Source organism: Streptomyces sp. NPDC032721, assembly GCF_055579625.1.
In genome coordinates, this window is the sequence record NZ_JBVIMX010000014.1 from 201,193 (window position 1) to 227,959 (window position 26,767).

Sequence of the window (26,767 nt, forward strand, 5' to 3'; positions counted from 1 at the left end):
AGGGTTCGGCGCCGCCGTCCCCCGCCCCCGTACGACACTGGGGGCGTGATCCGCACCGACGCCCTGGCCCAGCTCCCCGTACGCACCGCCCTGCCCGCCCTCACGGCCGCTCTGGACGACCACGGCACCGCCGTCCTGTGCGCGCCGCCCGGTACGGGCAAGACCACCCTCGTGCCGCTGGTCCTCGCCGGGCTGACCGGTGGCGGGCCGGCCCGCCGGGTGGTAGTGGCGGAGCCCCGTCGCATCGCCGCGCGGGCCGCCGCCCGCCGGATGGCCTGGCTGCTCGGCGAGCAGGTCGGCGAGCGCGTCGGCTTCACCGTCCGGGGCGAGCGCAGGGCGGGCCGCGAGACCGTCGTGGAGGTCGTCACCACCGGCGTACTGCTGCAACGCCTCCAGCGCGACCAGGAGTTGGCCGGGACGGACGTCGTGGTGCTCGACGAGTGCCACGAGCGCCACCTCGACGCGGACACCGTGGCGGCCTTCCTGCTGGACGTACGCGAGACCATCCGCCCCGAGCTGCGCCTGGTGGCGGCCTCCGCGACGACCGACGCGGCGGGCTGGGCCCAACTCCTCGGCGGCGCACCGGTGGTGGAGGCGCAGGGGGTGTCGTACCCCGTCGAGACGCTGTGGGCGCCGCCCGCGCGTCCGGTCCGGCCGCCGCACGGGATGCGGGTCGATCCGGCGCAGCTGGCCCATGTGGCGTCGGTGGTGCGCAGGGCGCTGGCCGAGCGGACCGGCGACGTGCTGTGCTTCCTGCCGGGGGTCGGGGAGATCGCCCGGGTGGCGGGGCAGCTGGGCGGGGTGGACGCCGAGGTGCTCCAGGTGCACGGCCGGGCGCCCGCCGCCGTGCAGGACGCGGTGCTCGCGGGTTCGGCGGCCGGGCGCCGATTGGTCCTGACGACGTCCGTCGCCGAGTCGAGCCTGACCGTGCCGGGGGTGCGGGTCGTCGTGGACTCGGGCCTGGCGCGCGAGCCGCGCACCGACCACGCGCGGGGCCTGAGTGCGCTGACGACGGTACGGGCGTCCCGTGCGGCGTCCCGGCAGCGGGCGGGCCGGGCCGGGCGCGAGGCCCCCGGGACGGCGTACCGCTGCTGGGACGAGGCCGAGGAGGCGCGGCTGCCGGGCTTCCCGAACCCCGAGATCAAGGTCGCGGACCTCACCGCCTTCGCCCTCCAGGCGGCCTGCTGGGGCGATCCCGGCGCCCAGGGCCTGGCCCTGCTCGACGCTCCCCCGGCCGGGGCGATGGCGGCGGCGCGGGAGGTGCTGACGGCGGTCGGCGCGGTGGACGGGCAGGGGCGGGCGACGGACCGTGGCGTACGGCTGTCCCGGCTCGGTCTGCACCCCCGGCTGGGCCGCGCCCTGCTGGACGGCGCCCGCGAGGTGGGCGCGCGCCGGGCGGCCGAGGTGGTGGCGCTGCTGAGCGAGGAGCCGCCCAGGGAGTACGGCGACGATCTCGCGGCGGCCTGGCGGGCGGCCCGCCGGGGCAGCGACGGGTACGGGGCGCGCTGGAAGCAGGAGGCGCGGCGGCTGGCCTCGCAGGTGGAGGGGGCGGGCGCCGCCGGCGGGACGCTCTCGGACGATGCGGCGGCGGGGCTGGTGGCGGCGCTGGCGTTTCCCGAGCGGGTGGCGAGGGCGCGGGGAGCGGGGGCGTTCCTGATGGCGTCGGGGACCGGGGCCGAGGTGACGGAGACGTCGCGGCTGCGCACGGCGGGGTGGCTGGCGGTGGCCGTCGCCGACCGGCCCTCGCACTCGGCGTCCGCGCGCGTGCGGCTGGCCGCCGTGATCGACGAGGACACCGCGCGCCTGGCGGCGGAGCACCTGCTCGACTCCGGTGAGGAAGTGGGCTGGGAGGGCGGGGACGTCGTCGCCCGGCGGGTGGAGCGGCTGGGCGCCGTCGAGCTGACCGTACGGCCGCTGAAGGACCCGCCACGCGCGCGCGTGCGCGAAGCGCTGCAGGAGGGGCTGCGCAGGGAGGGCCTCGGGCTGCTGCGGTGGAGCCGGGACGCGGAGGGGCTGCGGGAACGACTGGCCTTCCTGCACCGGGAGTTGGGCGCACCGTGGCCGGACGTGTCCTACGGGGCGCTGGCGGAGCGCGCTCAGGAGTGGCTGGAGCCGGAGCTCTCGCGGGCCCGGCGGCAGGCCGATCTGGGGCGGATCGACGCCGGTCAGGCGCTGCGGCGGCTACTGCCGTGGGCGAGCGGGGACGCGTCCCGGCTGGACGAGCTGGCACCGGAGCGGATCGAGGTGCCGAGCGGGTCGCGGATCCGGGTGGACTACGGGGGCGAACAGCCGGTACTGGCGGTGAAGTTGCAGGAGATGTTCGGCCTGGCGCGGACACCTCGGGTGGGGGGCGTGCCGGGGGTGCCCGTACTGGTGCACCTGCTGTCCCCGGCGGGGCGTCCTGCGGCGGTGACGGCGGACCTGGAGTCCTTCTGGAAGGACGGCTACCGGGCGGTACGGACGGAGCTCCGGGGCCGCTACCCAAAACACCCTTGGCCGGAGGACCCGGCGGCGGGGATCGCCACGAGACACACGAAGGCGCGCCAGCGGGGGTAACACCCCCGCCCCCTAGCCGCCTTGAGCGGCGGAGTCGAACCCCTCGCCCCCATCCCACCTCCGCCCCCGCGGCGCGCGCCGCGTCTTCGCCTCCAGCCAGAGGGACAGGGCCAGGAGGAGCAGGCCCAGGGCCAGGAAGCCCCACGGGAGGTACGAGGAGAGCAGAAGCACCAGCGTGCGGTTCGACTTGACCAGGGCGACCGTCGAGTCGATGTAGTCCGCGCGCATCTTCACGTGGCCCGAGAACGCCGTCACCTTGTCCCGGCCGCCCAGCAGGCTGCCCCCGCGCATCTCCTCCTGGTGGATCTCCTCGCCGTTGACCGGGGCGCCCGTCACGGGGTCGATCCAGAACATCCGCTTGGTCGTGTACCACATGCTCGTACCGGTCTGCTTCTCCAGCTTGGTGGAGTCGATGCCCGGCATCGGCATCTTCTTGGGGTAGCGGACCTTGGTCCACGGGATGGTCTGCTCGAAGTAGTAGACCTCCAGGCCGCGGAAGGTCTGGGTGCCCTTGTAGTGGATGGGGGCGGTCTTCCGGGCGCGGTAGTCGAAGTACTCGTAGTCGCGCTTCTCGGTCAGGAAGGGCCACTTGTACTCGATGCCGGTCCGCTGCACCGGGTCGCCGTCGACCATTTCGCCGGTCGCGTGCACCGGGTCCTGGGTGTGGGCGTCGAAGATGTAGCGCTCGGGGATGGAGGAGATCATCTTGCCGTCGGGGCCGACGACGTAGGAGAGGGTGTCCCAGACGACGACGTCGCGGCCGGCGGTCGCCTCGATCTTCTCGGACTCCTCGACGTTGCCCTTGAGGGTCTGCACGATGGTGAGCTTCTCGACCTTCTTGGCCTGCATGGTGCCGTAGTCGACGAGGACCGCGGGCTTCGCCTCCAGTACGGCTTCCTGGTACTGGCTGGGCGGGATCTTGGCCAGCCTCGGGAAGGCGTACCAGCGGAAGAGCGGGGAGAGCGCGGCGAAGAAGACCGCGAAGGCGAGCAGGATCAGGCTGGCTTTGCGTCGCATCTGCGGCTCGCCCCCACTACTTCTTCGGACCGGGAACGGTGGTCAGCAGCGGCTTCGGCGAGGTCTCGCCGGGCGGCACGCCGATGGCCGTGATCGTGAGGACCAGGGCGAACGCCGCCACCAGTCCGATGGCGGCGGCTATGAGTGCGCGCATGGCCCGACTCCCTCCCGACGTACGGTTTCTGACGTACCGTCAGCGAGGGGGCACCGTAGCAACGGGGGCGCAAGAGGGGAACAGGTCGAACGGCCCGGGCACGGGGAAAGGGCCGGGGACGATGCCCCCGGCCCTTCCTGAGTACAGCGTGCGCCGTTCCCTGCGGCTCGCCCCTACGGCTTGGCCGTCCCCGAAGGTGTCGTCCCCGGGGTGGTCGGCGTCGTCGTGGGCGGCGTGGTCGGGGTCGTCGGCGGCGTGGTGGGCGGTGTCGTCGGCGGGGTCGTCGGTGCCGCGGTGACCGTCAGCTCCACGTTCAGTACGACGCCGTCCGCGACGATGCGCAGGACGTATGTACCCACCGTGCCGTCCGCGTAGAGCTTGGGCAGCTTCACCGTGCCGTCGGCGCCCGTGACGAGTCCGCCCACGGTGCGGACCGCCTTGCCGTCGGCGGCCTTGAAGTACGGGCCCTTGGTGCCGATGACCACGGCGGAGACCTTGGACCCGGCGAGGGCCTTGCCGCCGTCGGTGGCTTTGACCTCGACCTGGGTGGCGAACTCGGCCCCGGCCTCCGCCTTGAGCGCGGTGTCCGAGGTACGGGCCAGCGCGTCCGCCTTCGGCGCCGGAGCGGGCTTGGCCGTGACGGTCGCCCAGAACTCGGCGGCCGGAGCGCCCGTCGCGGTCGCCCGGACCACGAAGGAGCCCGCCTTCTCCCCCGCCGCGAGGGCGGGTGCGGTCGCGATGCCGTCCTTGCCGGTGGTGACGGTGGTGCGCGTCGCGTTGCCCGGGAAGCGGGCGCCGGTGGTGCCGACGACCGTGAAGCCGACCTTGACCCCGGCCACCGGCTTGCCCGTCGCGGACAGGGCCCGCACCGCCTGGCGGTCCGCGAAGTTCTTGCCCGCGACGGCGGTGAGCTTCTGCCCGCCCGCCACCGCCAGTTTGCTGACCCCGGCCGGGGTGGTCGGCGGCTTCGTCGGGGTGGGGGGCTTGGTGGCGGGAGTGGTCGGCTTGGTGCCGGGGGCGGTGGGGCCCGGCGCCGGGGTGGTCGGCGGGGCCGTGGGTCCGGCGCCCGGTCCCGTGGTGGGCGGGCTGTTGGGCTCGGGGGCGGAGGGCTGGACGCCGCTGCCGTCCGGGACCTCGTGGGTGCCGCGGTTGTAGTAGTCGAACCAGGAAAGGACCGTCCGCAGGTACTCCTGCGACCGGTTGTAGCTGAGGATCGCCTTGTCGCGGTCCTCCGCGACGGTCATGTCGCGGGAGCCGGCGCAGAGGTAGTGGCCGGCGGCGAGGGCGGCGTCGTAGATGTTGTTCGGGTCCTTGCGGCCGTCGCCGTTGCCGTCCTTGCCGTTGCGCGCCCAGGTCGACGGGATGAACTGCATCGGGCCTATCGCCCGGTCGTACGTGGCGTCGCCGTCGAACTCGCCCTTGTCGGTGTCCGCTATGTGTGCGAAGCCGATGCCGTTGAGCACCGGGCCGCGGATCGGCTTGAGGGTGTTGCCCTGGGCGTCGACCTGGCCGCCGCGCGCCTGCCCGGACTCCACCTTGCCGATGGCCGCGAGGAGTTGCCAGGGGAGCTTGCAGGAGGGGTCGGCGCTCTCGACCGCCGCCTGGGCCTTCTTGTACGCGTCCAGGACGGTCGCCGGAAGGCCCGCCTCCGCCTCGGCTGCCGGGGTGGAGCCGTCACCGGTGCCGGTCGTGGCGCCCGGGGTGGGCGTCGTCAGCGGCGGCAGGTCCGTGTAGTAGGGGGAGTTGCCGGAGGCCGCGGACTCGGGCTGGGGCTTCGCACCGGCCGGCTGGCCCTCGTACGTACCCGTGACCCCGGGGGCCTGCGACGCGGACAGGGCGGCCACGGCTATCGCCGCGACCGCTGTCGTGGTCGCCCCCTTGCGCAAACGGCGACCGAATTGTGCTGCCATGCGAGTGGTCCCTCCCCATCGGCGGCAGTGCGCGCTCCCCAGCGCGACGACCCACGTGACACTACGACAACTCTCGGAGCCCGAACACCGGCTTCTGGGCGCTTTTCACCAGTTCGACACCTGAGAAACTCCTGAAAGACCGGCCTCAACGGTCCCGCATACTGAGCGTTACTGATCACAAGGGGTCAAGTAGCCAGCAGATGTCATCAGGGGGACAAGGGTGCCGTTCACACTCAGCCATGCCGCAGCCGTGCTGCCCGGAATCCGGCGCGACGGGACGGGGCGCGGACCCTTCCTCGCGTCGGCTCTGGTGGCCGGGTCCTTCGCCCCCGACCTGACGTACTTCCTCGCCTCGTTCTTGCCCAACGGCATGTCCTTCGGCGGCTTCACGCACTCGGTGCCGGGCATCCTCACCGCCGACGTCCTGTGCACGGCGCTGCTCGTGGGGCTGTGGCTGCTCATACGGACACCGCTCGTCGCACTGCTGCCGCGCCGGTGGCAGGGGCGGGTGTACGGGTTCGTGCGCGGCGCGCGCTGGGACGGCGTATCGGCGTCGCTGGCGGGGAAGTTCGTGCTGTCGGCGGTGGTGGGGGCGCTGACGCACGTCGGGTGGGACCTGTTCACGCATCCGGGGCGGTTGGGGACGGACCTCTTCCCGGTGCTCGGAAGCACGATCGCGGGGTTCCCCCTCTACACCTATGCGCAGTACGGGACTTCGGCGCTCGCGGCCGTGGGGCTCGGCTGGTTCCTGGTGACGGCACTGCGGCGGCAGCCGGGCGGGGACGCGGCGCCGGGCGACGTACCACTGCTGTCCGCACGGCAGCGGGCCGCCGGGGGCGCGGTGCTGCTCGGGTGCACGGTGCTCGGGGCGGTGCTGCGGTGCGTGCGCTGGGCGGCCCACCAGACCGTGCCGCTGCGGCCGTTCGACTACATCCCGACGATCTGCTTCGGCGCGGGGGCCGGACTGCTGGTGGGGCTGGTGCTGTACGTGGTGCTGGTGGGCCGGTGGCGGCGGACGTCCTCGGCCACGGAGGGCGTGCTCGTCCCTTAGGGCACGCTCGTCCCGTAGGGCGTACTGGTCCCGCAGGGGCAGGGCAAGGGGCGGCCCCCCGTCGGGAGCCGCCCCTCGTCCTGCCCGGGTACTGCCTCGCTCTCAGTGCGCGGCCGACTCCCAGTCCGCGCCCACGCCCACCGACACGTCGAGCGGTGCCCGCAGTTCGACGGCCGAGGCCATCTCGTGGCGGACGATCTCCTCGACCCGCTCCCGCTCGCCCTTCGCGATCTCCAGCACGATTTCGTCGTGCACCTGGAGCAGCATCCGCGAGGTCAGCCCGGCCTTCTCCAGCGCGGCGTCCACGTTCAGCATCGCGACCTTGACGATGTCGGCGGCGGTGCCCTGGATGGGGGCGTTGAGCGCCATCCGCTCGGCCATCTCGCGGCGCTGGCGGTTGTCGCTGTTGAGGTCCGGGAGGTAGCGGCGGCGGCCGAGCATCGTCTCCGTGTACCCCGTGGCGCGGGCCTCCTCGACGGCGCGCTGGAGGTAGTCCTGCACTCCGCCGAACCGCTCGAAGAAGGTGTTCATCAGACCGCGCGCCTCGCCCGCGTCGATGTTCAGCTGCTGGGAGAGGCCGAACGCGGAGAGCCCGTAGGCCAGTCCGTACGACATCGCCTTGATCTTGCGGCGCATCTCGGCGTCGACCTCGGAGCGCTCCACGCCGAACACCTGGGAGGCGACGGTGGTGTGCAGGTCCTCGCCGGACTTGAACGCCTCGATCAGGCCCGCGTCCTCGGAGAGGTGGGCCATGACGCGCAGTTCGATCTGGCTGTAGTCGGCCGTCATCAGGCACTCGTAGCCCTCGCCGACGACGAAGCCGCGGCGGATGGCGCGGCCCTCGTCGGTGCGGACCGGGATGTTCTGCAGATTGGGCTCGGTGGAGGAGAGGCGTCCGGTCGCGGCCACCGTCTGGTTGAAGGTCGTGTGGATGCGGCCGTCGGCGGCGATCGTCTTGATCAGGCCCTCGACGGTGACGCGCAGCTTGGCCTGCTCGCGGTGGCGCAGCATGATCACCGGGAGTTCGTGCTCGGTCTGCCCTGCCAGCCAGGCGAGCGCGTCCGCGTCCGTGGTGTAACCGGTCTTGGTCTTCTTCGTCTTGGGCAGCGCCAGCTCGCCGAAGAGGATCTCCTGGAGCTGCTTGGGCGAACCGAGGTTGAACTCGCGGCCCGCCGCGTCGTGCGCCTCGCCGACCGCCTGCTGCACGGCGCCCGCGAACTGCTGCTCCATGGTGGTCAGGTGCTCCCGGTCGGCGGCGATGCCGTGCCGCTCCAGGCGGGCGAGGAGGATCGAGGTGGGCAGCTCCACGTCGTGCAGCAGCTCGGCCGCGCCGACCTCCCGCAGCCGCTCCGTGAAGGCGTCGCCCAGGTCGAGGATGGTGCGGGCCTGCCCCATCAGGGCGTCCGCCTCGGCCCGCTCGTCCTCCTCGGAGCCGAACGCCAGCTGCCCCTCGGCAGCCGCCGCCGGGGCCAGCTCGCGGCCCAGGTACTCCACCGACAGCGCGTCGAGCGCGAAGGAGCGGCGGCCCGGCTTCACCAGGTACGCGGCGAGCGCGGTGTCCATGGTGACGCCGTCCAGCGTCCAGCCGTGCTCCGGCAGGACCCGCATCGCGCCCTTGGCGTTGTGCAGCACCTTGGGGCGGTCCGCGTCGGCGAACCAGGCGGCGACGGCCTTCCCGTCGGTCTCGTCGAGCTGCGCCGGGTCGAACCAGGCGGCGGCGCCGTCGGCGGCGGCCAGCGCGATCTCGGTGACGCTGCCCGTGCCGAGCGCCCACGTGTCGACCGTGGCGACGCCGAGCGGCTGCGCGCCGTGCTCCGCCAGCCACGGGGCGACCTCGCCGGTGCCCAGCACCGAGCCGTCCAGCTCCAGGCCTGCGGCCGGGGCGGCGGCCTCCTCCTCGGCGGCACCCGGGTCCACCGCGTACAGCCGCTCGCGCAGCGACGGGTTGCGGATCTCCAGTACGTCCAGGACGCCGGCCACCGCGTCGCGGTCGTAGGCGGCGCGCTCCAGGTCGGCGGGGCCCTTGGCCAGTTCCACGTCGCGCACCATCTCGGTGAGCTTGCGGTTCAGCTTGACGGCGTCCAGGTGGTCCCGGAAGTTCTGTCCGGCCTTGCCCTTGACCTCGTCGGCGCGCTCCACCAGGTCGGCGAACGAGCCGAACTGGTTGATCCACTTCGCGGCGGTCTTCTCGCCGACGCCGGGGATGCCGGGGAGGTTGTCGGACGGGTCGCCGCGCAGGGCCGCGAAGTCCGGGTACTGCTGCGGGGTGAGCCCGTACTTCTCCTCGACCTTCTCCGGGGTGAAGCGGGTCAGCTCGGAGACGCCCTTGGTCGGGTAGAGGACGGTGACGTGCTCGGTGATCAGCTGGAACGAGTCGCGGTCGCCGGTCACGATCAGCACGTCGAACCCGGCCTCCTCGGCCTGGGTCGCGAGCGTCGCGATCACGTCGTCGGCCTCGAAGCCGTCGATCGCGAAGCGGTCCACGTGCATCGCGTCGAGGAGCTCGCCGATCAGCTCGACCTGCCCCTTGAACTCGTCGGGGGTCTTGGAGCGGTTCGCCTTGTACTCGGGGAACTCCTCGGAGCGCCACGTCTTGCGGGACACGTCGAACGCCACCGCGAGGTGCGTGGGCGCCTCGTCACGCAGGGTGTTCGCGAGCATCGACGCGAAGCCGTAGATGGCGTTGGTCGGCTGGCCGCTCGCGGTCGTGAAGTTCTCCGCGGGCAGCGCGAAGAACGCACGGTAGGCCAGGGAGTGCCCGTCCATGAGGAGCAGGCGGGGGCGGGCCCCGGCGGTACCGGTTGCCTCGCCGCCTCCGGCGGAGGGGGTCTTGTCTGCGGTCTTCGCTGCTGTTTTTGCCACGCCCCCGATCCTAGGCGGCGCCACTGACAATCCGGTCCGCCCGCCGCTCACGCCCCGCCCCTGACGCACTCGCTGTCAGTGGCCCGTGACAGGATCGAAGACGCACCACGAGGACGTACACGAGGATTCGAAGATCCACCCGCTCGAAGGGGAGCGCCATGGCAGCGAAGCCGCCCGCAGGGGACCCGGTCCAGGACGCGCCGCAGGTCGCCTCCCCGCAGCACGCCGCCGCCGGGCTGCCCGCCATCGCGCACACCCTGCGCGCCGCCCACCAGCAGATGGGCACCGTCCGCACCGCGCGCACCCTCCTCAAGGTCAACCAGAAGGGCGGCTTCGACTGCCCCGGCTGCGCCTGGCCGGAGGAGGACAGGCGGCACACCGCCGAGTTCTGCGAGAACGGCGCGAAGGCCGTCGCCGAGGAAGCCACCCTGCGCCGGGTCACCCCCGCGTTCTTCGCCGCCCACCCGGTCCCGGAGCTCGCTGAGCGCAGCGGGTACTGGCTGGGGCAGCAGGGCCGGATCACCGAGCCGATGTTCCTCGACGAGGGCTCCGACACCTACGTACCCGTGACCTGGGAACGCGCCTTCGAACTGATAGGTACGGAGCTCAGGGCGCTCGGCTCCCCCGACGAGGCCCTCTTCTACACCTCCGGCCGCACCAGCAACGAGGCGGCGTTCCTGCTCCAGCTCTTCGCCCGCGAGTTCGGCACCAACAACCTGCCGGACTGCTCCAACATGTGCCACGAGTCGTCGGGGTCCGCGTTGACGGAGACCATCGGCATCGGCAAGGGCAGCGTCTCCCTGGAGGACCTGCACCAGGCCGACCTGATCATCGTCGCCGGGCAGAACCCCGGCACCAACCACCCGCGCATGCTCAGCGCCCTGGAGAAGGCCAAGCACGCGGGCGCGAAGATCATCTCGGTGAATCCGCTGCCCGAGGCGGGGCTGGAGAAGTTCAAGAACCCGCAGACCCCGCAGGGCATGCTCAAGGGCACCGCCCTCACCGACCTCTTCCTGCAGATCCGCCTCGGCGGCGACCAGGCCCTCTTCCGCCTCCTCAACAAGCTGATCCTCGACACCGAGGGCGCCGTCGACGAGCTGTTCGTACGGGAACACACCCATGGTTACCAGGAGTTCGCCGCAGCGGCGCAGGCGGCCGACTGGGACGAGACGCTCGCCGCGACCGGGCTGGAGCGCGCCGACATCGAGCGCGCCCTGCGAATGGTGCTCGCCTCCAAGCGGGTCATCGTGTGCTGGGCGATGGGCCTGACCCAGCACAAGCACTCGGTGCCCACCATCCGCGAGGTCGTCAACTTCCTGCTGCTGCGCGGCAACATCGGCCGCACCGGCGCCGGGGTCTGCCCCGTCCGGGGCCACTCCAACGTCCAGGGCGACCGCACCATGGGCATCTTCGAGCGGCCCGCCCCGGCCTTCCTCGACGCCCTCGACAAGGAATTCGGCATCACCTCGCCCCGCCACCACGGGTACGACGTGGTCCGCGCCATCCAGGCGCTGCGCGACGGCGACGCGAAGGTGTTCTTCGCGATGGGCGGCAACTTCGTGGCCGCCACCCCCGACACGCACGTCACCGAGGCGGCGATGCGGCAGGCCACGCTCACCGTCCACGTCTCGACCAAGCTCAACCGCTCGCACGTGGTCACCGGCACCCGCGCCCTGATCCTGCCCACCCTCGGCCGCACCGACAAGGACGTGCAGAAGAGCGGGAAGCAGTTCGTGACGGTCGAGGACTCGATGAGCATGGTGCACGCCTCGCGCGGCAACCTGCCGCCCGCGAGCCCGCACCTGCTGTCCGAGCCCGCCATCGTCGCCCGGATGGCGCGCGCCGTCCTCGGCAAGGAATCGGCCACGCCCTGGGAGGAGTTCGAGCGGGACTACGCCACCATCCGCGACCGGATCTCCCGGGTCGTCCCGGGCTTCGAGGACTTCAACGCGCGGGTGGCCCGCCCCGGCGGCTTCACCCTCCCGCACGGCCCGCGCGACGAGCGCCGCTTCCCCACCGCCACCGGCAAGGCCAACTTCACCGCGGCCCCCGTCGAGTACCCCGAACTCCCGGCCGGGCGGCTGCTGTTGCAGACCCTGCGCTCCCACGACCAGTACAACACCACCATCTACGGCCTCGACGACCGCTACCGGGGCATCAAGGACGGCCGCCGCGTCGTCCTGGTCAACCCCGAGGACGCCCGCGCACTCGGGCTCGCCGACGGTGCGTACGCCGATCTGATCAGCGAGTGGAAGGACGGCGTCGAGCGCCGCGCCCCCGGCTTCCGCGTCGTCCACTACCCGACCGCCCGGGGCTGCGCCGCCGCGTACTACCCGGAGACCAACGTCCTGGTCCCGCTGGACGCGACCGCGGACACCAGCAACACCCCCGCCAGCAAGTCCGTGATCGTACGTCTGGAACAATCACCGACCGTCTGAGCGTTCGCTTAGTCGAGGGCCTGCCCGCTCGGCGGGCCCCACCGGTCACGTACATCGAACGGAGCCTGGCCCATGGGTGAGAAGTCCACCGCGAAGTTCCCGCCGGAGGTCGTCGAGGAGTACGCCGCGCTCGGCGTCGACCTGCCCGCGCTGTTCTCCGCCGGGCACCTCGGCACCCGGATGGGTGTGGAGATCGTCGAGGCGTCCGCCGACCGCGTCGTGGGCACGATGCCCGTCGAGGGCAACACCCAGCCGTACGGGCTGCTGCACGGCGGCGCCTCCGCCGTCCTGGCCGAGACGCTGGGCTCCGTGGGCGCGATGCTGCACGGCGGCATCAAGAAGCTGGCCGTGGGCGTCGACCTCAACTGCACCCACCACCGGGGCGCCCGCAGCGGACTGGTGACCGGTGTGGCCACCCCCGTCCACCGCGGACGCTCCACCGCCACCTACGAGATCGTCATCACCGACGAGCAGGACAAGCGGGTCTGCACGGCCCGCCTGACCTGCATGCTGCGCGACGCCCCGCAGGCACCCTCGGCGGTATCACCGGTCACCGGCTGACCGGCAGCGTCACACTGCTGACCCCGGCCCGGACCGTCATCCTCGTCCCGGCCGGGTGGCGCAGCGTGTAGTCGAAGTCCGTCGAGATCAGCACCACGCCCAGCCGGTGCCCCTTCTTGAAGACGTACTCCTGCGGCTGCATCTCCCACTTCAGCCCGTACTCCCGGCCCTCCACGACCTTGTCCTGGCGGGAGAGGGAGTTCCGGTTCCGGGCGTCCAGCCAGCCCCGCGACACGATTTTGAAGTCGGCGCTCTCGGTGCGGTGCTTGGTGCGGTAGGCGCAGCCGGTGTCCCCCGGGATGCCCTGGCCGTAGCAGACCTGGGGCTGCGAGGTGTCCTGGGCCAGGCCCGCCGTCGCCCGGGTGTCCTTGCCGTAGTCGACGAGCAGCGCCGTCACGTACGGCGAGCTCCCCTTCAGTGAGGCCCGTACCGACAGCTTGGGCACCCCGTTGATCCGCAGGTCCCGCCCGAGGGCGTCGGTGGTGTACGCCAGCCGGTTCGGGTTCGCCGCGTCCGGCGAGGCCACCAGCTGCTCGGCCCGCACGGTGCGGCCCGCGTCCGTCAGCGACTGCCTGACCGGCAGACCGGGCCACGCCGAGAGCCCTGAGGCGTTCAGCCGCAGCGTCTCCTCGCGGGTCCCCCTGGCCGGCCACTCCGACTGCCGCTTCCAGCTGAAGTCCGCCTGCTCGACATCCACCTTCGGCTCGTCCAGCGCGCCGTTCTTCAGCCCGTACAGCCAGTGGTCGAACCACTGGTGGGTCTGCCGCAGCCACTCCTCCATGCGCAGCGGCATCGGGTTGCTGTGCCCGGCCTGGTGCAGCCACATCTTGCGCGGCACGTTGTGCTTCTTGAGCGCTTCCCACAGCTGGACGGTGTGCTTGGTCTTCACGTTCCAGTCGTTGAAGCCGTGCACCACGAAGACCCCGGCCTTGATCTTCCCGACGTCCTTGAGGTAGTCCCGCTCGCGCCAGAAGGGACCGTAGTCCCCGGTCACCCGGTCCTGCTCGGCGGTCAGCGCGTCGTGCACGGGCGCGCAGATCTCCGGATTCGTACGGCTGTTGACGCCCTTGGCGAGGATGTCGGTGTCCTCGCCCTGGTAGCCGCCGGGTGCGACGACGCCGCCGCCGGCCCGGTAGTAGTCGTACCAGGAGGAGATCCCGGAGATCGGCACGATCGCCTTGAGGCCCTTGACGCCGGTCGAGGCGACGGCGGTCGGCAGGGTGGCGTTGTACGAGATGCCCATCATCGCGGAGTTGCCGGTGGACCAGGTGGCCCGGGACGGTTTGCCGTCCGGGTCCCAGCCCCTGGCCCGTCCGGCGAGCCAGTCCACGGCGGCCTTCGCACCGAGCGTCTCGTTGCGCGCGCCGGAGGTGGAGCAGCCGGTGGCCGCGCCGGTGCCGACGCTGTCGACCTCGGCGACCGCGTAGCCGCGCGGCAGGTAGTAGTTGTCGTAGTAGCCGCCGTACGTCACCGGGCCGTTCGCCGCCATCGAGGGCCTGCGGGCGTCCCCGTCGAGGCGTTTGCCGTCCAGCGGCAGCCCGTCCTCGTCCAGGTCGACGTCGTGGAACGGCACATCGGGTCCGCCGCCCCAGTAGGGGCTGGCCTCGATGATGGTGGCGACCTTCAGCCCGGCGTCGGTCTCCTTGGGCCGCAGGATCCGCATCCGTACGGTGTCCCGCCTGCCGTCGTGGTCGCTGTCCACCTCGGTCTCGACGTCGACCAGCTGAAAGACGGCGTCGGCCCGCGAGAAGACGGGCTCCGTCCGGTTGTCGACGATCTTCAGCGCGGGTCCGGGGCCCTCGTCGGACCGCGCGGCGGCGGGTGTGGCGAGCGCCGCCAGGAGGGACGCGGCCAGTGCCGCCGTGCCCCATGTCCGTATCGTGCGTTCCGCTCTACCGGGTCTCACCATCGGGCCTGCCTCCAGGGGGGCGCGGGGATTCGACGATCACGCAGGGAGCGCGTACACATTCCACCGCGTGCGCCCCGAACGCACCAGAGTGCACTGCCGCATCACAGCCGCCTCATTCTTCTCAACTCGTGTTCTAGCGTGGGGAGATGGAGAAGAAGCGCACCTCCGCACTCACCTCCGCACTCACCTCTGCAGTCGCCGCCGCACTCGCCTCCGCGCTCGCCGCGGCGGCCCTGCTGGCCGGCTGCGGCGGTACGGGAGGGACACCCCCGCCGGTCGGCGTCCAGACGCCCTCCTTCCCGCCGCTGACCACCAAGTCGCCCGCCGAGATCTGCGCACAGATCACCGGCTACTGGGTGCGCGAGCGGCTCGCCGGGCGCGGCACCGGCGACTTCATGAAGGAGGGGCTCTCCAACGGCACGAACAACATCGTCGTGGCCGTCATGGAGGCCGCCCGCAAGGAGCGCGAACGGGCGGGCGACGCGGCCGCCGAGAAGCTCATCACCGCCCGCACCGAGCAGGACTGCGCCGACCGCTACCGCACCGCGACACCGACCGGTAACCCCTGGCACTGATCGCGGACCCCGCCGGACAGTGACCGTTTTCCGGGATTGACCGTCCGGATGCCGCAAAAATGTTACGCAGCGTAATGCGCGCGCAAAGTGGAATCAACACCCCCAGCACGTCGGCGAGCGCCGTCGTGAACCCTTCCTGCACAAGTTGTCCGCATAGCGGACTGTCAGCACCATGAAGCTCCCAAGCTCCTTAAATATGCTGGGAGTTCTCGGTATTCGAGATTCCGCGCCTCACCGGAAAAGCACGAAAAGACCGACCTGTTCCCCTCACTTCTGGCCACGGCATAACAAGAGCGTCACATCCTGTGCACGCCGCTCCCCGCCGCCATCCCATGCGCTTAGAGTCACGGCCAGTCACCGCGCCGCCGGGCGCGTCGCCACAGCACCGCAGCCAGCAACGCCCACGTACGGCCCGGCGAACGACACGGCACCTCATATCGAGGCATGCCGCGCCAGGGAAAGGACCCCTTCGTGCGACACCGTTCTTTGCTCATACTCACCACAGTGCTCACCACCGGAGCACTGACCCTCACTGCCTGCGGCTCCCGCGACGACAAGGGCGGCAGCGGAGGCACCAGCGGAGGCGGCAAGAAGACCACCGTCGTCATCGGCGTCGACAGCCCCCTGAGCGGCGACCTCTCCGCCCTCGGCCTCGGCATCCGCAACTCCGCCGACCTCGCGGCCAAGACCGCCAACAAGAACAACGTGGTCCCCGGCGTCGAGTTCAAGACCGAGCCCCTCGACGACCAGGCGCAGCCCTCCGTCGGCCAGCAGAACGCCGCGAAGTTCATCAGCGACAAGAAGGTCGTCGGCGTCGTCGGCCCGCTGAACTCCAGCGTCTCGCAGTCCATGCAGAAGCCGCTCAACGACGCCAAGCTCACCCAGGTGTCCCCGGCCAACACCGGAACCGAGCTGACCCAGGGCGACGGCTGGAAGACCGGCGACAAGAAGCGGCCCTTCGCCTCCTTCTTCCGCACGGCCACCACCGACCAGGTCCAGGGCGCCTTCGCCGCGAAGTACCTCTTCACCCAGGCGAAGATCGACAAGGTCTACCTGATGGACGACCAGAAGACCTACGGCGCCGGCCTCGCCGCGTCCTTCAAGGACCAGTTCACCAAGCTCGGCGGCAAGATCGTGGGCACCGACCACATCAACCCCGAGGACCGCGACTTCAACGCCGTCGTCACCAAGGTCAAGAACTCCGGCGCCAAGGCCCTCTACTACGGCGGCGAGTACCCCGCGGCCGGCCCGCTGAGCCAGCAGCTCAAGGACAGCGGCACCAAGATCCCGCTCATGGGCGGCGACGGCATCTACAGCGCCGAGTTCCCCAAGCTCAACAAGAAGGCCGAGGGCGACCTCGCCACCTCCGTCGGCAAGCCCGTCGAGCTGCTCGACTCCGCCAAGAAGTTCATCGCGGACTACAACGCGGGCGGCTACGGCAAGGACGCCTACGAGGCCTACGGCGGCGGCACCTACGACGCCACCTGGTCGATCATCGAGGCCGTCAAGATCGCCGTGGCCGACAACGGCGGCAAGGTCCCCGACGACCTCCGCACCAAGGTCCTCACGGCCATGTCCAAGGTCAAGTTCGACGGCGTCACAGGACCCGTCTCCTTCGACGAGTTCGGCGACACCACCAACACCATGATGACCGCCTACAAGATCGAGGGCGGCGCCTGGAAGCCGAAGCACAGCGAGGCGTACAAGCCGTAACCACGGCCTCCGCTCCACGCGACACCCCCAGACCGCGCGGGCGCGCCACCAGCGCTCCCGCGCGGTGCCACATTCCGAACCACTGACGGAGGCCCTGCGGTGCACGAACTGCCGCAACAGCTGGCCAATGGACTCATCCTCGGCGCGATGTACGGTCTCATCGCGATCGGCTACACGATGGTCTACGGCATTGTCCAGCTCATCAACTTCGCCCACGGCGAGATATTCATGGTCGGCGGCTTCGGCGCCCTGACCGTCTACCTGATACTGCCCACCGGGTTCGCACTCGGCGCAGCCATCCCGCTCATGATCCTCGGCGGAGTCGTCGTCTCCGTCGCCGTGGCAACCGCCGCCGAACGCTTCGCCTACCGACCACTACGAGGCGCACCACGGCTGGCACCGCTGATCACCGCGATCGGGCTCTCCATCGTCCTGCAACAACTCGTCTGGCAGTGGTACCCGGACGCCAAGAAGGACCACCCCTTCCCCCGCTTCCAGGGCGAGTCCCTCGACATCCTCGGCGCGCACATCCAGCCCAGCGACTTCTTCCTGCTCATCGCCGCACCCGTCTGCATGATCGTCCTGGGCGTCTTCGTCAACAAGACGCGCACCGGCCGCGGCATGCAGGCCACCGCCCAGGACCCCGACACCGCCAAGCTCATGGGCATCAACACCGACCGCATCATCGTCACCGCCTTCGCGATCGGCGCCGCCTTCGCGGCCATCGCGGCGGTCGGCTACGGACTCCACAACGGCCAGGTCGGCTTCCGCATGGGCTTCATCCTCGGACTGAAGGCCTTCACCGCAGCGGTCCTCGGCGGCATCGGCAACATCTACGGAGCCATGCTCGGCGGCCTCGTCCTGGGCGTCGCAGAAGCCCTCGCCACCGGCTACGTCGCCGAGATCCCCGGCATGGAGCTCTTCGGCGGCGGCAGCTGGAAGGACGTCTGGGCCTTCAGCCTCCTCATCATCGTGCTCCTCGTCAGGCCCCAGGGCCTACTGGGCGAGCGCGTCGCGGATCGGGCGTGAGCACCATGACCAACACCACCAAGAACACGCCGCCCACGGCCGCCACCGGCGGAGCACCCGTCATTCCGCTCCCCCTCGGCGCCGCCCGTATCCTCGCCCTCGCGGGCTCGGTCGTCGCCCTCGCGGGCACCTTCCTCGCCTGGACCTGGACCGACGAGTTCCCCGGCGACCTCACCGTCACCGGCTACCCCGCGGGCCTCCAGTCCCTCGTCCTCGTCCTGGCCGTCCTCACCCTGCTGTTCACCCTCTCCGGGTACGGCATCCGCGGCCTGCGCTGGCTCACTCCCGGCGGCACCCACAGCCCCGTACGGCTGCTGGCACTCGCCACCTTCGGCACCATCGGCTTCACCATGGGCGCGATATCCGTCGCCCTCGGCGGCGCCGTCAACCTCGAACCCGGTGCCTGGGTCACCGGCATCGGCGCCCTCGTCGCCCTCATCGGTGCCTTCGGGCTGCCCTCCGACCAGAACGACGACGCACTCGAAGAGGGCTTCGGCGCCAAGCTCCGGCACAGCTTCGCCGCCCCCGCACCGGGCACGGCCAAGCCCATTCCCAGCTGGGCCGAGATCCTCATCCTCAGCGCCCTCTTCGCCGCGGGCCTCTACCTCTTCGCCTACGGCATCGACATCGAGGACCCCGAACCCTTCATCGGGTTCCTGATCGCCATCGCCTTCGCCTTCCCCGCGATCAACAAGGCCGGACTCTTCAAGCGCGCATCGGCCCTCGCGAGCAAGCACACCAGGGTCTCCGTCGCCGGAGCCTTCGCGGTCGCGATCTGCTTCCCGTTCACCCAGAGCAACGACCAGTACGCCCTCATCGGCGCCCAGGTCCTGATCTTCGCCACCGTCGCCCTGGGCCTCAACGTCGTCGTCGGCCTCGCCGGACTCCTCGACCTCGGATACGTCGCCTTCCTCGGCGTGGGCGCCTACACCGCGGCACTCGTCTCCGGCACCGCCAGCTCCGCCCTCAAGGTCGAATTCCCCTTCTGGGCAGCCGCGTTGACCGGCGCCGCGGCCTCACTCCTGTTCGGCGTCCTGATCGGCGCCCCCACCCTGCGGCTGCGCGGCGACTACCTCGCCATCGTGACCCTCGGCTTCGGTGAGATCTTCCGCATCACCGTGAACAACCTGAACGGAGTCAGCGGCCCCGACGTCACCAACGGCGCCAACGGCATCACCAACATCCCCGAGCTCAAGATCTTCGGATTCGAACTCGGCCTCCCGCACGACGTACTCGGCTTCACCCTCACCAGGTCGTCCAACTACTTCCTGCTGATGCTGGTGTTCACCGTCATCGTCGTCCTCGTCTTCCGCCGCTCCGCCGAGTCCCGCATCGGACGCGCCTGGGTCGCCATCCGCGAGGACGAGACCGCCGCCACCGCCATGGGCATCAACGGCTTCCGCCTCAAGCTCCTGGCCTTCGCCCTCGGCGCCTCCCTCGCGGGCTTCGCCGGCGCCGTACAGGCACACCTCGGGTACAGCGTCACCCCCGAGCAGTACCAGTTCGCCGGGTCGGTGGCACCCAACTCCGCGTTCCTGCTCGCCGCCGTCATCCTCGGCGGCATGGGCACCATCGCGGGCCCCCTCGTCGGCGCCTCGCTCCTGTACCTCATCCCCGCGAAGCTCGCATTCATGAAGGACTACCAGCTCGTCCTCTTCGGACTCGCCCTCATCCTCCTGATGCGCTTCCGCCCCGAGGGACTGATCGCCGACCGGCGCAAGAAACTCGAATTCCACGAGACAGGACAACTCGACGTCCCCGACGAAGAGCTGCCCGCCCAGACAGCCGGCGGCACGAAGGCGGGGGCGTGAACACCATGACGACCACCACAGCCACCACCACGACCGTGCTCGACGCCAGCGGCGTCACCATGCGCTTCGGCGGTCTCACCGCCGTCCGCGACGTCAGCCTCCAGGTCAACAGCGGCGAGATCGTCGGCCTCATCGGCCCCAACGGCGCCGGCAAGACCACCTTCTTCAACTGCCTCACCGGGCTGTACATCCCCACCGAGGGCAAGGTCAGCTACAAGGGCACCGTCCTGCCGCCCAAGCCCCACCTGGTCACCAAGGCAGGCATCGCCCGCACCTTCCAGAACATCCGGCTCTTCGCCAACATGACCGTCCTGGAGAACGTCCTCGTCGGCCGCCACACCCGCACCAAGGAGGGCCTCTTCTCGGCCCTCCTGCGCGGCCCCGGCTTCAAGAAGGCCGAGAAGGCGTCCCACGAACGCGCCATGGAACTCCTGGAGTTCATCGGCCTCGCGCACAAGGCCAACCACCTCTCCCGCAATCTCCCCTACGGAGAACAGCGCAAGCTGGAGATCGCCCGCGCGCTGGCCAGCGAACCCGGACTCCTCCTCCTGGACGAGCCCACCGCGGGCATGAACCCGCAGGAGACCCGCGTCACCGAAGAGCTCATCTTCGCGATCCGCGACCAGGGCATCGCCGTACTCGTCATCGAGCACGACATGCGCTTCATCTTCAACCTCTGCGACCGCGTCGCCTGCCTCGTCCAGGGCGAAAAACTCGTCGAAGGCACCCCCGACACCGTCCAGAGCGACGAGCGCGTGGTCGCCGCCTACCTCGGCACCCCCTTCGAAGGCGCCCCGGGCGCCGAGGAGGCCGCCGAGGTCGAAGCCGCCGAAGCCCAGGCCGAGGCACAGAGCAACACCAGCACGGACCGCGCCGCAGAAGGAGACTCCAAGTGACCGCCCTCCTGGAGGTCGAGGACCTCCGCGTCTCCTACGGCAAGATCGAAGCCGTCAAGGGCATCAGCTTCTCCGTCGAAGCAGGCCAGGTCGTCACGCTCATCGGCACCAACGGCGCCGGCAAGACCACCACCCTGCGCACCATCTCCGGACTCCTCAAACCGAGCTCCGGCAAGATCATCTTCGACGGCAAGCCCCTCGCGGGCATCCCCGCCCACAGAATCGTCTCCTTCGGACTGGCCCACTCCCCCGAAGGCCGGCACATCTTCCCCCGCCTCACCATCACGGAGAACCTCCAGCTCGGCGCCTTCCTCCGGGACGACAAGGCAGGCATCGAGAAGGACATCCAGCGCGCCTACGACCTCTTCCCCATCCTCGGGGAGCGCAGGAAGCAGGCCGCCGGAACCCTCTCCGGCGGCGAGCAGCAGATGCTCGCCATGGGCCGGGCCCTGATGTCCCAGCCCAAGCTGCTCATGCTCGACGAGCCCTCCATGGGCCTCTCCCCGATCATGATGCAGAAGATCATGGAGACCATCGTCGAGCTCCGCGCCTCCGGCACGACGATCCTCCTCGTCGAGCAGAACGCCCAGGCGGCGCTCTCCCTCGCCGACCACGGCCACGTCATGGAGATCGGCAAGATCGTCCTCTCCGGGACCGGCCAGCACCTCCTCCACGACGAGTCCGTCCGCAAGGCCTACCTCGGCGAGGACTGACCGCTCTCCTGGTACGGGAAAGGGGCTCGGCCCGCGTTCATCACGCGAGCCGAGCCCCTTCGCCGTACACCACCAGGTGCGGCCTACTGCTCCTTGGCCGCGGCCTTCTTCTCCTCGGCGTCCTCGATGACCGCCTCGGCCACCTGCTGCATGGACAGCCGGCGGTCCATCGACGTCTTCTGGATCCACCGGAACGCGGCCGGCTCGGTCAGCCCGTACTGCGTCTGCAGGATCGACTTCGCCCGGTCCACCAGCTTGCGCGTCTCCAGCCGGAGCGTGAGGTCCGCGACCTCGTTCTCCAGCGCCTTCAGCTCGGTGAAGCGCGAGACGGCCATCTCGATCGCCGGAACCACATCACTCTTGCTGAACGGCTTCACCAGGTACGCCATGGCCCCGGCGTCCCTGGCCCGCTCGACCAGATCGCGCTGCGAGAAGGCGGTCAGCATCAGTACGGGAGCGATGGACTCGGCCGCGATCTGCTCGGCGGCGGAGATCCCGTCGAGCACGGGCATCTTCACATCCAGGATCACCAGATCCGGCTTGTGCTCCCGAGCCAGCTCCACGGCTTTCGCCCCGTCCCCGGCCTCGCCCACGACCGTGTAGCCCTCCTCCTCCAGCATCTCCTTGAGGTCGAGCCGGATGAGGGCTTCGTCCTCGGCGATGACGACACGGGTCGTCAGCGGCGGGACGTGCGACGTGGCGTCGTCGGCGGGCTGGGGCGACTCGGGGGTGGTCACGGGGCTCCTCGATACAGGGCGATACGGCTTCCCATGAGCGTACCTAGCTGCGGTATGGTTAGGACACGGAGGGTCAACCCCTTCCTTCGTTTCGAAGGAGCCCCGGTAGCCCAGCGGAAGAGGCAGTGGATTCAAAACCCACACAGCGTCGGTTCGAATCCGACTCGGGGTACTCTCCCTTGGATTCCAAGGTCGCGTGACAATGGCGACACACCACACGGACGTGTGAGCGTGTCGCCTTTTTCATGCGCCGCCGCGGGTTCACTTCCAAGATCCCCCGGGGTGCGACAGGACAGCGCGCGAGCCCGCCCGGGCGCCCCCGTCACGGCCGCCCGTACGACGTCTCCGTGGCCCGACGGGCGTCCGTCGCTCTGATGGACGCCCACGTCGGGCCCAAGTACTAGCCTCTTCCGCCTACTTGGGGCTGTCGTCCTCGCCGATGTGGTGGATGCGGACCAGGTTCGTCGAGCCCGCGACTCCCGGCGGGGAGCCTGCCGTGATGACGACCACGTCGCCCTTCTGGCAGCGGCCGATGCGCAGGAGTTCCTCGTCGACCTGGGCGACCATCTCGTCCGTCGAGTCGACCTTGGGGCCCAGGAAGGTTTCCACGCCCCAGGTGAGGTTGAGCTGGGAGCGGGTGGACGGCTCGGGGGTGAAGGCGAGGAGCGGGATCGGGGAGCGGTAGCGGGAGAGGCGCTTGACCGTGTCGCCGGACTGGGTGAAGGCGACCAGGAATTTGGCGCCCAAAAAATCCCCCATCTCCGCCGCCGCGCGGGCTACCGCGCCGCCCTGGGTGCGGGGCTTGTTGCGCTCCGTGAGGGGCGGGAGGCCCTTGGCGAGGATGTCCTCCTCCGCCGCTTCGACGATGCGGCTCATCGTGCGGACCGTTTCGATGGGGTACTTGCCGACGCTGGTCTCGCCGGAGAGCATCACGGCGTCCGTGCCGTCGATGACGGCGTTGGCGACGTCGGAGGCCTCGGCGCGGGTGGGGCGGGAGTTCTCGATCATGGAGTCGAGCATCTGGGTCGCGACGATGACCGGCTTGGCGTTGCGCTTGGCGAGCTTGATGGCGCGCTTCTGGACGATCGGAACCTGTTCCAGGGGCATTTCGACGCCGAGGTCGCCGCGGGCGACCATGATGCCGTCGAAGGCGGCGACGATGTCATCGATGGCCGAGACGGCTTGCGGCTTCTCGACCTTGGCGATGACGGGGAGGTGGCGGTTCTCCTCGCGCATGATGCGGTGCACGTCTTCGATGTCGCGTCCGCTGCGGACGAAGGAGAGGGCGATGATGTCGGCGCCCTTGCGCAGTGCCCAGCGGAGGTCGTCGATGTCCTTCTCGGAGAGCGCGGGGACGGAGACCGCGACGCCGGGGAGGTTGAGGCCCTTGTGGTCGGAGACCATGCCGCCCTCGATGACCTTGGTGTGGACGCGGGGTCCGTCGACCGAGGTGACTTCGAGGGTGACCTTGCCGTCGTCGACGAGGATGCGCTCGCCGGCGGTGACGTCCGAGTTCAGCCCTTCGTACGTCGTGCCACAGGTGTGGCGGTCGCCCTCCATGGGTTCGACGGTGATGGTGAAGTCGTCACCGCGTTCAAGGAGTACGGGGCCTTCGCGAAAGCGTCCGAGGCGGATCTTCGGGCCTTGAAGGTCGGCGAGGATGCCGACGCTGCGTCCGGTCTCCTCGGAGGCTTTGCGTACGTGCCGGTAACGCTCCTCGTGTTCGGCGTAGGTGCCGTGGCTGAGGTTGAAGCGGGCGATGTCCATTCCGGCTTCGACCAGGGCTTTGATCTGGTCGTATGTGTCGGTGGCGGGCCCCAGGGTACAAACGATCTTTGCTCGGCGCATGTTTCGAGCCTAGGGCTTACCGATGGGTAGGTAATTGGCTGTGCATGACTACTCAACAACCTTTGGGTGAAAGGTTATTGACAAGTGTTGAATTGTGCGCAGGGGTGCTCTGATGAGCAATTCCCGTGTGCCGTCAGAGGGCCGGCGGAGCCATCGTGAAGCGTGCGTTGACGTGGGCGTAGACGGTCTGGCGCTGGGGTTCGAGGTCGAGGGCGGGGGCGGACTCCTCCATCTCGGCGGCGCCGCCGTACGCGGCCATGCGCATTCCCCGGGCCATGGGCATGGGTTCGGCGTGCTCGGCTCTCTCGTCGGCGAGTTCGAGGAGGGCGATGAGGCGGGTGTCGAGGGCCGACGCGTATTCGCGGGCGCGGACCACGGCTTCGCGGACTGCCTGGGTCCTGGCCTGTCCGTAGACGGGTGAGGTGGGGCGCAGTGCCCACCAGGGGCCGTCGACGCGGGTGAGTTCGAGGTCGGAGAGGCGGGTGGTGAGTTCGCCGAGGGCGGTGAAGTCGGCGAGCTCGGCGGTGACGTGGACCCGGCCGTGGTAGGCGTGGATGTGTTCGCCCCGGCCCTTGCGGGTGAGTTCGGGGTTGATGGAGAAGGACCCGGTTTCGAGCTTCTCGACGGCGTCGCCGTACGTCTTGACGAGGTCGAGGACGGCGGCGTTGCGCCGGGTGAGGTCTTCGAGGGCGTTGCGGCGGTCGGTGCCCCGGGCGCTGACGGTGATGCCGATACGGGCGATCTCGGGGTCGACTTCGAGGCGGGCCTCGCCGCGGACGGCGACGCGGGGGGCTTCGGGGGTGCCGTAGGGGGCGGAGGCTGTCGGGCTGCTCATGGGCGGGCTCCCTCTGCTCGTGGGGCGGCGGTCTCGGTCTCGTACAGCGACGGCGCCAGCGACTACGGCTACGACTGCTGTGGCTGCTGCCCGGCGGCGTACGGACCACTCTGACATCCGGGTCCGACATCGGGGAGTCATCAGATCGCAACCTGCGAGGGGTGTCGCCTCCTGTGGCGCCTGGGTCAGAATCTACGCGCGTTGTGCAGGGCAACGAGGGGATGAAGGAGAGCAAATGCCGCTGAATCGACGGACGTTCCTGGGGAAGACCGCTGCTACCGGTGCCGGTGTGGCGCTGGCGGGCGGGGTCGCCGGGACGGCCGAGGCGCAGGTTCGTGACGGCCACCACGGGGGCGGGCACGGCCACGGCCGGCCGCCGAAGCGGTACTCGTTCACGGTGATGGGGACGACCGATCTGCATGGAAACGTCTTCAACTGGGACTATTTCACCGACAAGGAGTTCGACGACAAGGACCACAACGACGTGGGCCTGGCGAAGATCTCCACGCTGGTGAACGAGGTCCGCAAGGAGAAGGGCCGCCGCAACACGCTGCTGATCGACGCAGGTGACACGATCCAGGGCACCCAGCTCTCGTACTACTACGCCAAGGTCGACCCGATCACCGCGAAGCGCGGTCCGGTGCACCCGATGGCGCAGGCGATGAACAAGATCGGTTACGACGCGGCCGCGCTCGGCAACCACGAGTTCAACTACGGCATTCCGGTGCTGCGGAAGTTCGAGGAGCAGTGCGACTTCCCGCTGCTGGGTGCGAACGCGCTGGACGCGAAGACGCTGCGGCCCGCGTTCCGCCCGTACAGCATGCACCGGCTGCGCACCCCGCACGGCCGGGACGTGAAGGTGGCGGTGCTGGGGCTGACGAACCCCGGGATCGCCATCTGGGACAAGATGAACGTCCAGGGGAAGATGGTGTTCCCGGGGCTTGAGGAGCAGGCGGCGAAGTGGGTGCCGAAGCTGCGCTCGATGGGCGCGGACGTGGTGCTGGTGTCGGCGCACTCGGGTTCCAGCGGGACGTCTTCGTACGGTGACCAGCTGCCGTACGTGGAGAACGCGGCCGGTCTGGTCGCGGAGCAGGTGCCTGGCATCGACGCGATCCTGGTGGGTCACGCGCACACGGAGATCCCCGAGTACTTCGTCGAGAACAAGGCGACGGGCAAGAAGGTCGTGCTGTCGGAGCCGCTGAAGTGGGGGCAGCGGCTGACGCTGTTCGACTTCGAGCTGGTGTGGGCGAAGGGCCGCTGGACGGTGGAGAAGGTCGGGGCGCGGGTCCTGAACTCCAACACCGTCGCGGAGGACCGCCGGATCACCGGGATGCTCGCCGACGAGCACAAGAAGGTCGTGGCGTACGTCAACCAGGTCATCGGCACCTCGACGGCGGCGATGGCGACGGCGGAGGCGGCGTGGAAGGACGAGCCGCTGATCGATCTGATCAACCTGGTGCAGGCCGAGACGGTGAAGGCGGCACTGGCGGGCGGCGAGTACGCGGCGCTGCCGGTGCTTTCGCAGGCGTCGTGCTTCTCGCGGACGGCGAAGGTGCCGGCCGGGGAGATCACCATCAAGGACGCGGCGGGTCTTTACCCGTTCGAGAACACGCTTGAGGCGCGGCTGCTGACGGGTGCGCAGATCAAGGAGTACCTGGAGTACTCGGCGAAGTACTACGTGCAGACGGCGGCGGGCGGTCCGGTGGACACGGCGAAGCTGACGAACGCCGAGAACACCCCCGACTACAACTACGACGTGGTGTCGGGTCTGACGTACGAGATCGACATCGCGAAGCCGAAGGGCTCGCGGATCGTGAAGCTGGCGTTCGACGGGAAGCCGCTGGACCCGAAGGCGCAGTTCGTGTTCGCGGTGAACAACTACCGGGCGTCGGGCGGTGGCGCGTTCCCGCACATCGCGGGGGCGAAGCAGCTGTGGGCGAACTCGGAGGAGATCCGTAACACGATCATCACGTGGGTGAAGGCGAAGGGGACCATCGATCCGAAGGTGTTCGCTTCGGTGGGGTGGAAGCTGACGCGGGACGGTACGCCGGTGTTCTAGGCGTGGGTGCGCGGATCCGTCCGGGGCGGTTCGGGTGATTCGCGCGATTCGAGTGAAGGGCCGTACCTCTTCGGGGTGCGGCCCTTCTGCCGT

The 26,767-nt window shown here is 70.1% G+C and carries 19 protein-coding genes, 1 tRNA gene and 1 pseudogene; 13 read left to right on the forward strand and 8 right to left on the reverse strand.

Annotation, left to right across the window (positions count from 1 at the left end; all coding sequences use genetic code 11):
* The first annotated feature begins 45 nt into the window (after window positions 1-45).
* Window positions 46-2,556 carry an ATP-dependent helicase HrpB gene (gene hrpB, locus ACZ5PB_RS28360; RefSeq protein WP_468694878.1) on the forward strand — a complete coding sequence of 837 codons (2,511 nt, stop codon included), beginning with the start codon at window positions 46-48 and terminating at the stop codon, window positions 2,554-2,556.
* Window positions 2,557-2,568: 12 nt separating this feature from the next.
* Here hrpB and pgfA read toward each other — a convergent pair whose 3' ends face one another.
* The 3 genes from pgfA to ACZ5PB_RS28375 form a co-directional block, all read right to left on the reverse strand.
* Entirely contained in the window at window positions 2,569-3,573 is a 1,005-nt protein-coding gene (pgfA, locus tag ACZ5PB_RS28365) for a cell envelope lipid trafficking protein PgfA (protein WP_468694880.1), read from the reverse strand.
* A gap of 16 nt (window positions 3,574-3,589) precedes the next feature.
* On the reverse strand, window positions 3,590-3,727 hold the full coding sequence (locus ACZ5PB_RS28370; RefSeq protein ID WP_468694881.1) for an SPW_0924 family protein: 138 nt from the start codon (window positions 3,725-3,727) through the stop codon (window positions 3,590-3,592).
* A 173-nt stretch (window positions 3,728-3,900) separates the two neighbouring features.
* Window positions 3,901-5,637: a lytic transglycosylase domain-containing protein gene (locus ACZ5PB_RS28375; protein ID WP_468694883.1), complete on the reverse strand. Its 1,737-nt coding sequence runs from the start codon at window positions 5,635-5,637 to the stop codon at window positions 3,901-3,903.
* 220 nt (window positions 5,638-5,857) lie between these two features.
* Here ACZ5PB_RS28375 and ACZ5PB_RS28380 point away from each other — a divergent pair, with 220 nt between their 5' ends.
* On the forward strand, window positions 5,858-6,688 hold the full coding sequence (locus ACZ5PB_RS28380; RefSeq protein ID WP_468694884.1) for a DUF4184 family protein: 831 nt from the start codon (window positions 5,858-5,860) through the stop codon (window positions 6,686-6,688).
* A 102-nt stretch (window positions 6,689-6,790) separates the two neighbouring features.
* Here the strand turns inward: ACZ5PB_RS28380 and polA are convergent, their stop codons facing one another.
* Window positions 6,791-9,550: a DNA polymerase I gene (gene polA, locus ACZ5PB_RS28385; protein WP_468694886.1), complete on the reverse strand. Its 2,760-nt coding sequence runs from the start codon at window positions 9,548-9,550 to the stop codon at window positions 6,791-6,793.
* A 158-nt stretch (window positions 9,551-9,708) separates the two neighbouring features.
* Here polA and ACZ5PB_RS28390 point away from each other — a divergent pair, with 158 nt between their 5' ends.
* On the forward strand, window positions 9,709-11,988 hold the full coding sequence (locus ACZ5PB_RS28390) for an FdhF/YdeP family oxidoreductase (RefSeq protein WP_468694887.1): 2,280 nt from the start codon (window positions 9,709-9,711) through the stop codon (window positions 11,986-11,988).
* A 72-nt stretch (window positions 11,989-12,060) separates the two neighbouring features.
* Window positions 12,061-12,549, forward strand: coding sequence for a PaaI family thioesterase (locus ACZ5PB_RS28395; RefSeq protein ID WP_468694889.1), 489 nt, complete (start codon window positions 12,061-12,063; stop codon window positions 12,547-12,549).
* Here the strand turns inward: ACZ5PB_RS28395 and ACZ5PB_RS28400 are convergent.
* On the reverse strand, window positions 12,539-14,458 hold the full coding sequence (locus tag ACZ5PB_RS28400; RefSeq protein ID WP_468694890.1) for a Xaa-Pro dipeptidyl-peptidase: 1,920 nt from the start codon (window positions 14,456-14,458) through the stop codon (window positions 12,539-12,541). The two genes, ACZ5PB_RS28395 and ACZ5PB_RS28400, sit on opposite strands and share 11 nt — an antisense overlap.
* A 146-nt stretch (window positions 14,459-14,604) precedes the next feature.
* On the opposite strand from ACZ5PB_RS28400, the gene ACZ5PB_RS28405 reads away from it, so the two are divergent.
* The 6 genes from ACZ5PB_RS28405 to ACZ5PB_RS28430 all read left to right on the forward strand — a co-directional run bounded on the left by ACZ5PB_RS28405 (window position 14,605) and on the right by ACZ5PB_RS28430 (window position 21,195).
* Window positions 14,605-15,033, forward strand: a complete 429-nt coding sequence (locus ACZ5PB_RS28405; RefSeq protein WP_468694892.1) for a hypothetical protein — start codon at window positions 14,605-14,607, stop codon at window positions 15,031-15,033.
* Between the two features lie 486 nt (window positions 15,034-15,519).
* Window positions 15,520-16,746, forward strand: coding sequence for a branched-chain amino acid ABC transporter substrate-binding protein (locus tag ACZ5PB_RS28410; RefSeq protein ID WP_468694927.1), 1,227 nt, complete (start codon window positions 15,520-15,522; stop codon window positions 16,744-16,746).
* Between the two features lie 99 nt (window positions 16,747-16,845).
* A complete protein-coding gene (locus ACZ5PB_RS28415; RefSeq protein WP_468694894.1) occupies window positions 16,846-17,775 on the forward strand; it encodes a branched-chain amino acid ABC transporter permease in 930 nt (309 codons plus the stop codon).
* Window positions 17,776-17,780: 5 nt separating this feature from the next.
* The gene (locus tag ACZ5PB_RS28420) at window positions 17,781-19,586 is read left to right on the forward strand and encodes a branched-chain amino acid ABC transporter permease (RefSeq protein WP_468694930.1); all 1,806 of its coding nucleotides are present in this window, start codon (window positions 17,781-17,783) and stop codon (window positions 19,584-19,586) included.
* 5 nt (window positions 19,587-19,591) lie between these two features.
* Window positions 19,592-20,482, forward strand: a complete 891-nt coding sequence (locus tag ACZ5PB_RS28425) for an ABC transporter ATP-binding protein (RefSeq protein ID WP_468694931.1) — start codon at window positions 19,592-19,594, stop codon at window positions 20,480-20,482.
* The gene (locus ACZ5PB_RS28430; RefSeq protein WP_468694897.1) at window positions 20,479-21,195 is read left to right on the forward strand and encodes an ABC transporter ATP-binding protein; all 717 of its coding nucleotides are present in this window, start codon (window positions 20,479-20,481) and stop codon (window positions 21,193-21,195) included. Before ACZ5PB_RS28425 ends, ACZ5PB_RS28430 begins: the two co-directional genes overlap by 4 nt.
* Before the next feature lie 83 nt (window positions 21,196-21,278).
* Here the strand turns inward: ACZ5PB_RS28430 and ACZ5PB_RS28435 are convergent, their stop codons facing one another.
* Window positions 21,279-21,932 carry an ANTAR domain-containing response regulator gene (locus ACZ5PB_RS28435; RefSeq protein ID WP_468694899.1) on the reverse strand — a complete coding sequence of 218 codons (654 nt, stop codon included), beginning with the start codon at window positions 21,930-21,932 and terminating at the stop codon, window positions 21,279-21,281.
* 99 nt (window positions 21,933-22,031) lie between these two features.
* On the opposite strand from ACZ5PB_RS28435, the gene ACZ5PB_RS28440 reads away from it, so the two are divergent.
* Window positions 22,032-22,104 (forward strand) — tRNA-Leu (locus ACZ5PB_RS28440).
* A 148-nt stretch (window positions 22,105-22,252) separates the two neighbouring features.
* Window positions 22,253-22,336 (forward strand): annotated as a pseudogene (locus tag ACZ5PB_RS28445) (transcriptional regulator); the annotation flags it as partial.
* 10 nt (window positions 22,337-22,346) lie between these two features.
* On the opposite strand, the gene pyk reads toward ACZ5PB_RS28445, so the two are convergent.
* A complete protein-coding gene (pyk, locus tag ACZ5PB_RS28450) occupies window positions 22,347-23,780 on the reverse strand; it encodes a pyruvate kinase (RefSeq protein ID WP_468694901.1) in 1,434 nt (477 codons plus the stop codon).
* A 133-nt stretch (window positions 23,781-23,913) separates the two neighbouring features.
* Window positions 23,914-24,615, reverse strand: coding sequence for an SIMPL domain-containing protein (locus tag ACZ5PB_RS28455; RefSeq protein WP_468694902.1), 702 nt, complete (start codon window positions 24,613-24,615; stop codon window positions 23,914-23,916).
* 235 nt (window positions 24,616-24,850) lie between these two features.
* Between ACZ5PB_RS28455 and ACZ5PB_RS28460 the strand changes: the two genes are divergently transcribed.
* Window positions 24,851-26,674, forward strand: a complete 1,824-nt coding sequence (locus ACZ5PB_RS28460; protein ID WP_468694904.1) for a 5'-nucleotidase C-terminal domain-containing protein — start codon at window positions 24,851-24,853, stop codon at window positions 26,672-26,674.
* Window positions 26,675-26,767: the final 93 nt, after the last annotated feature.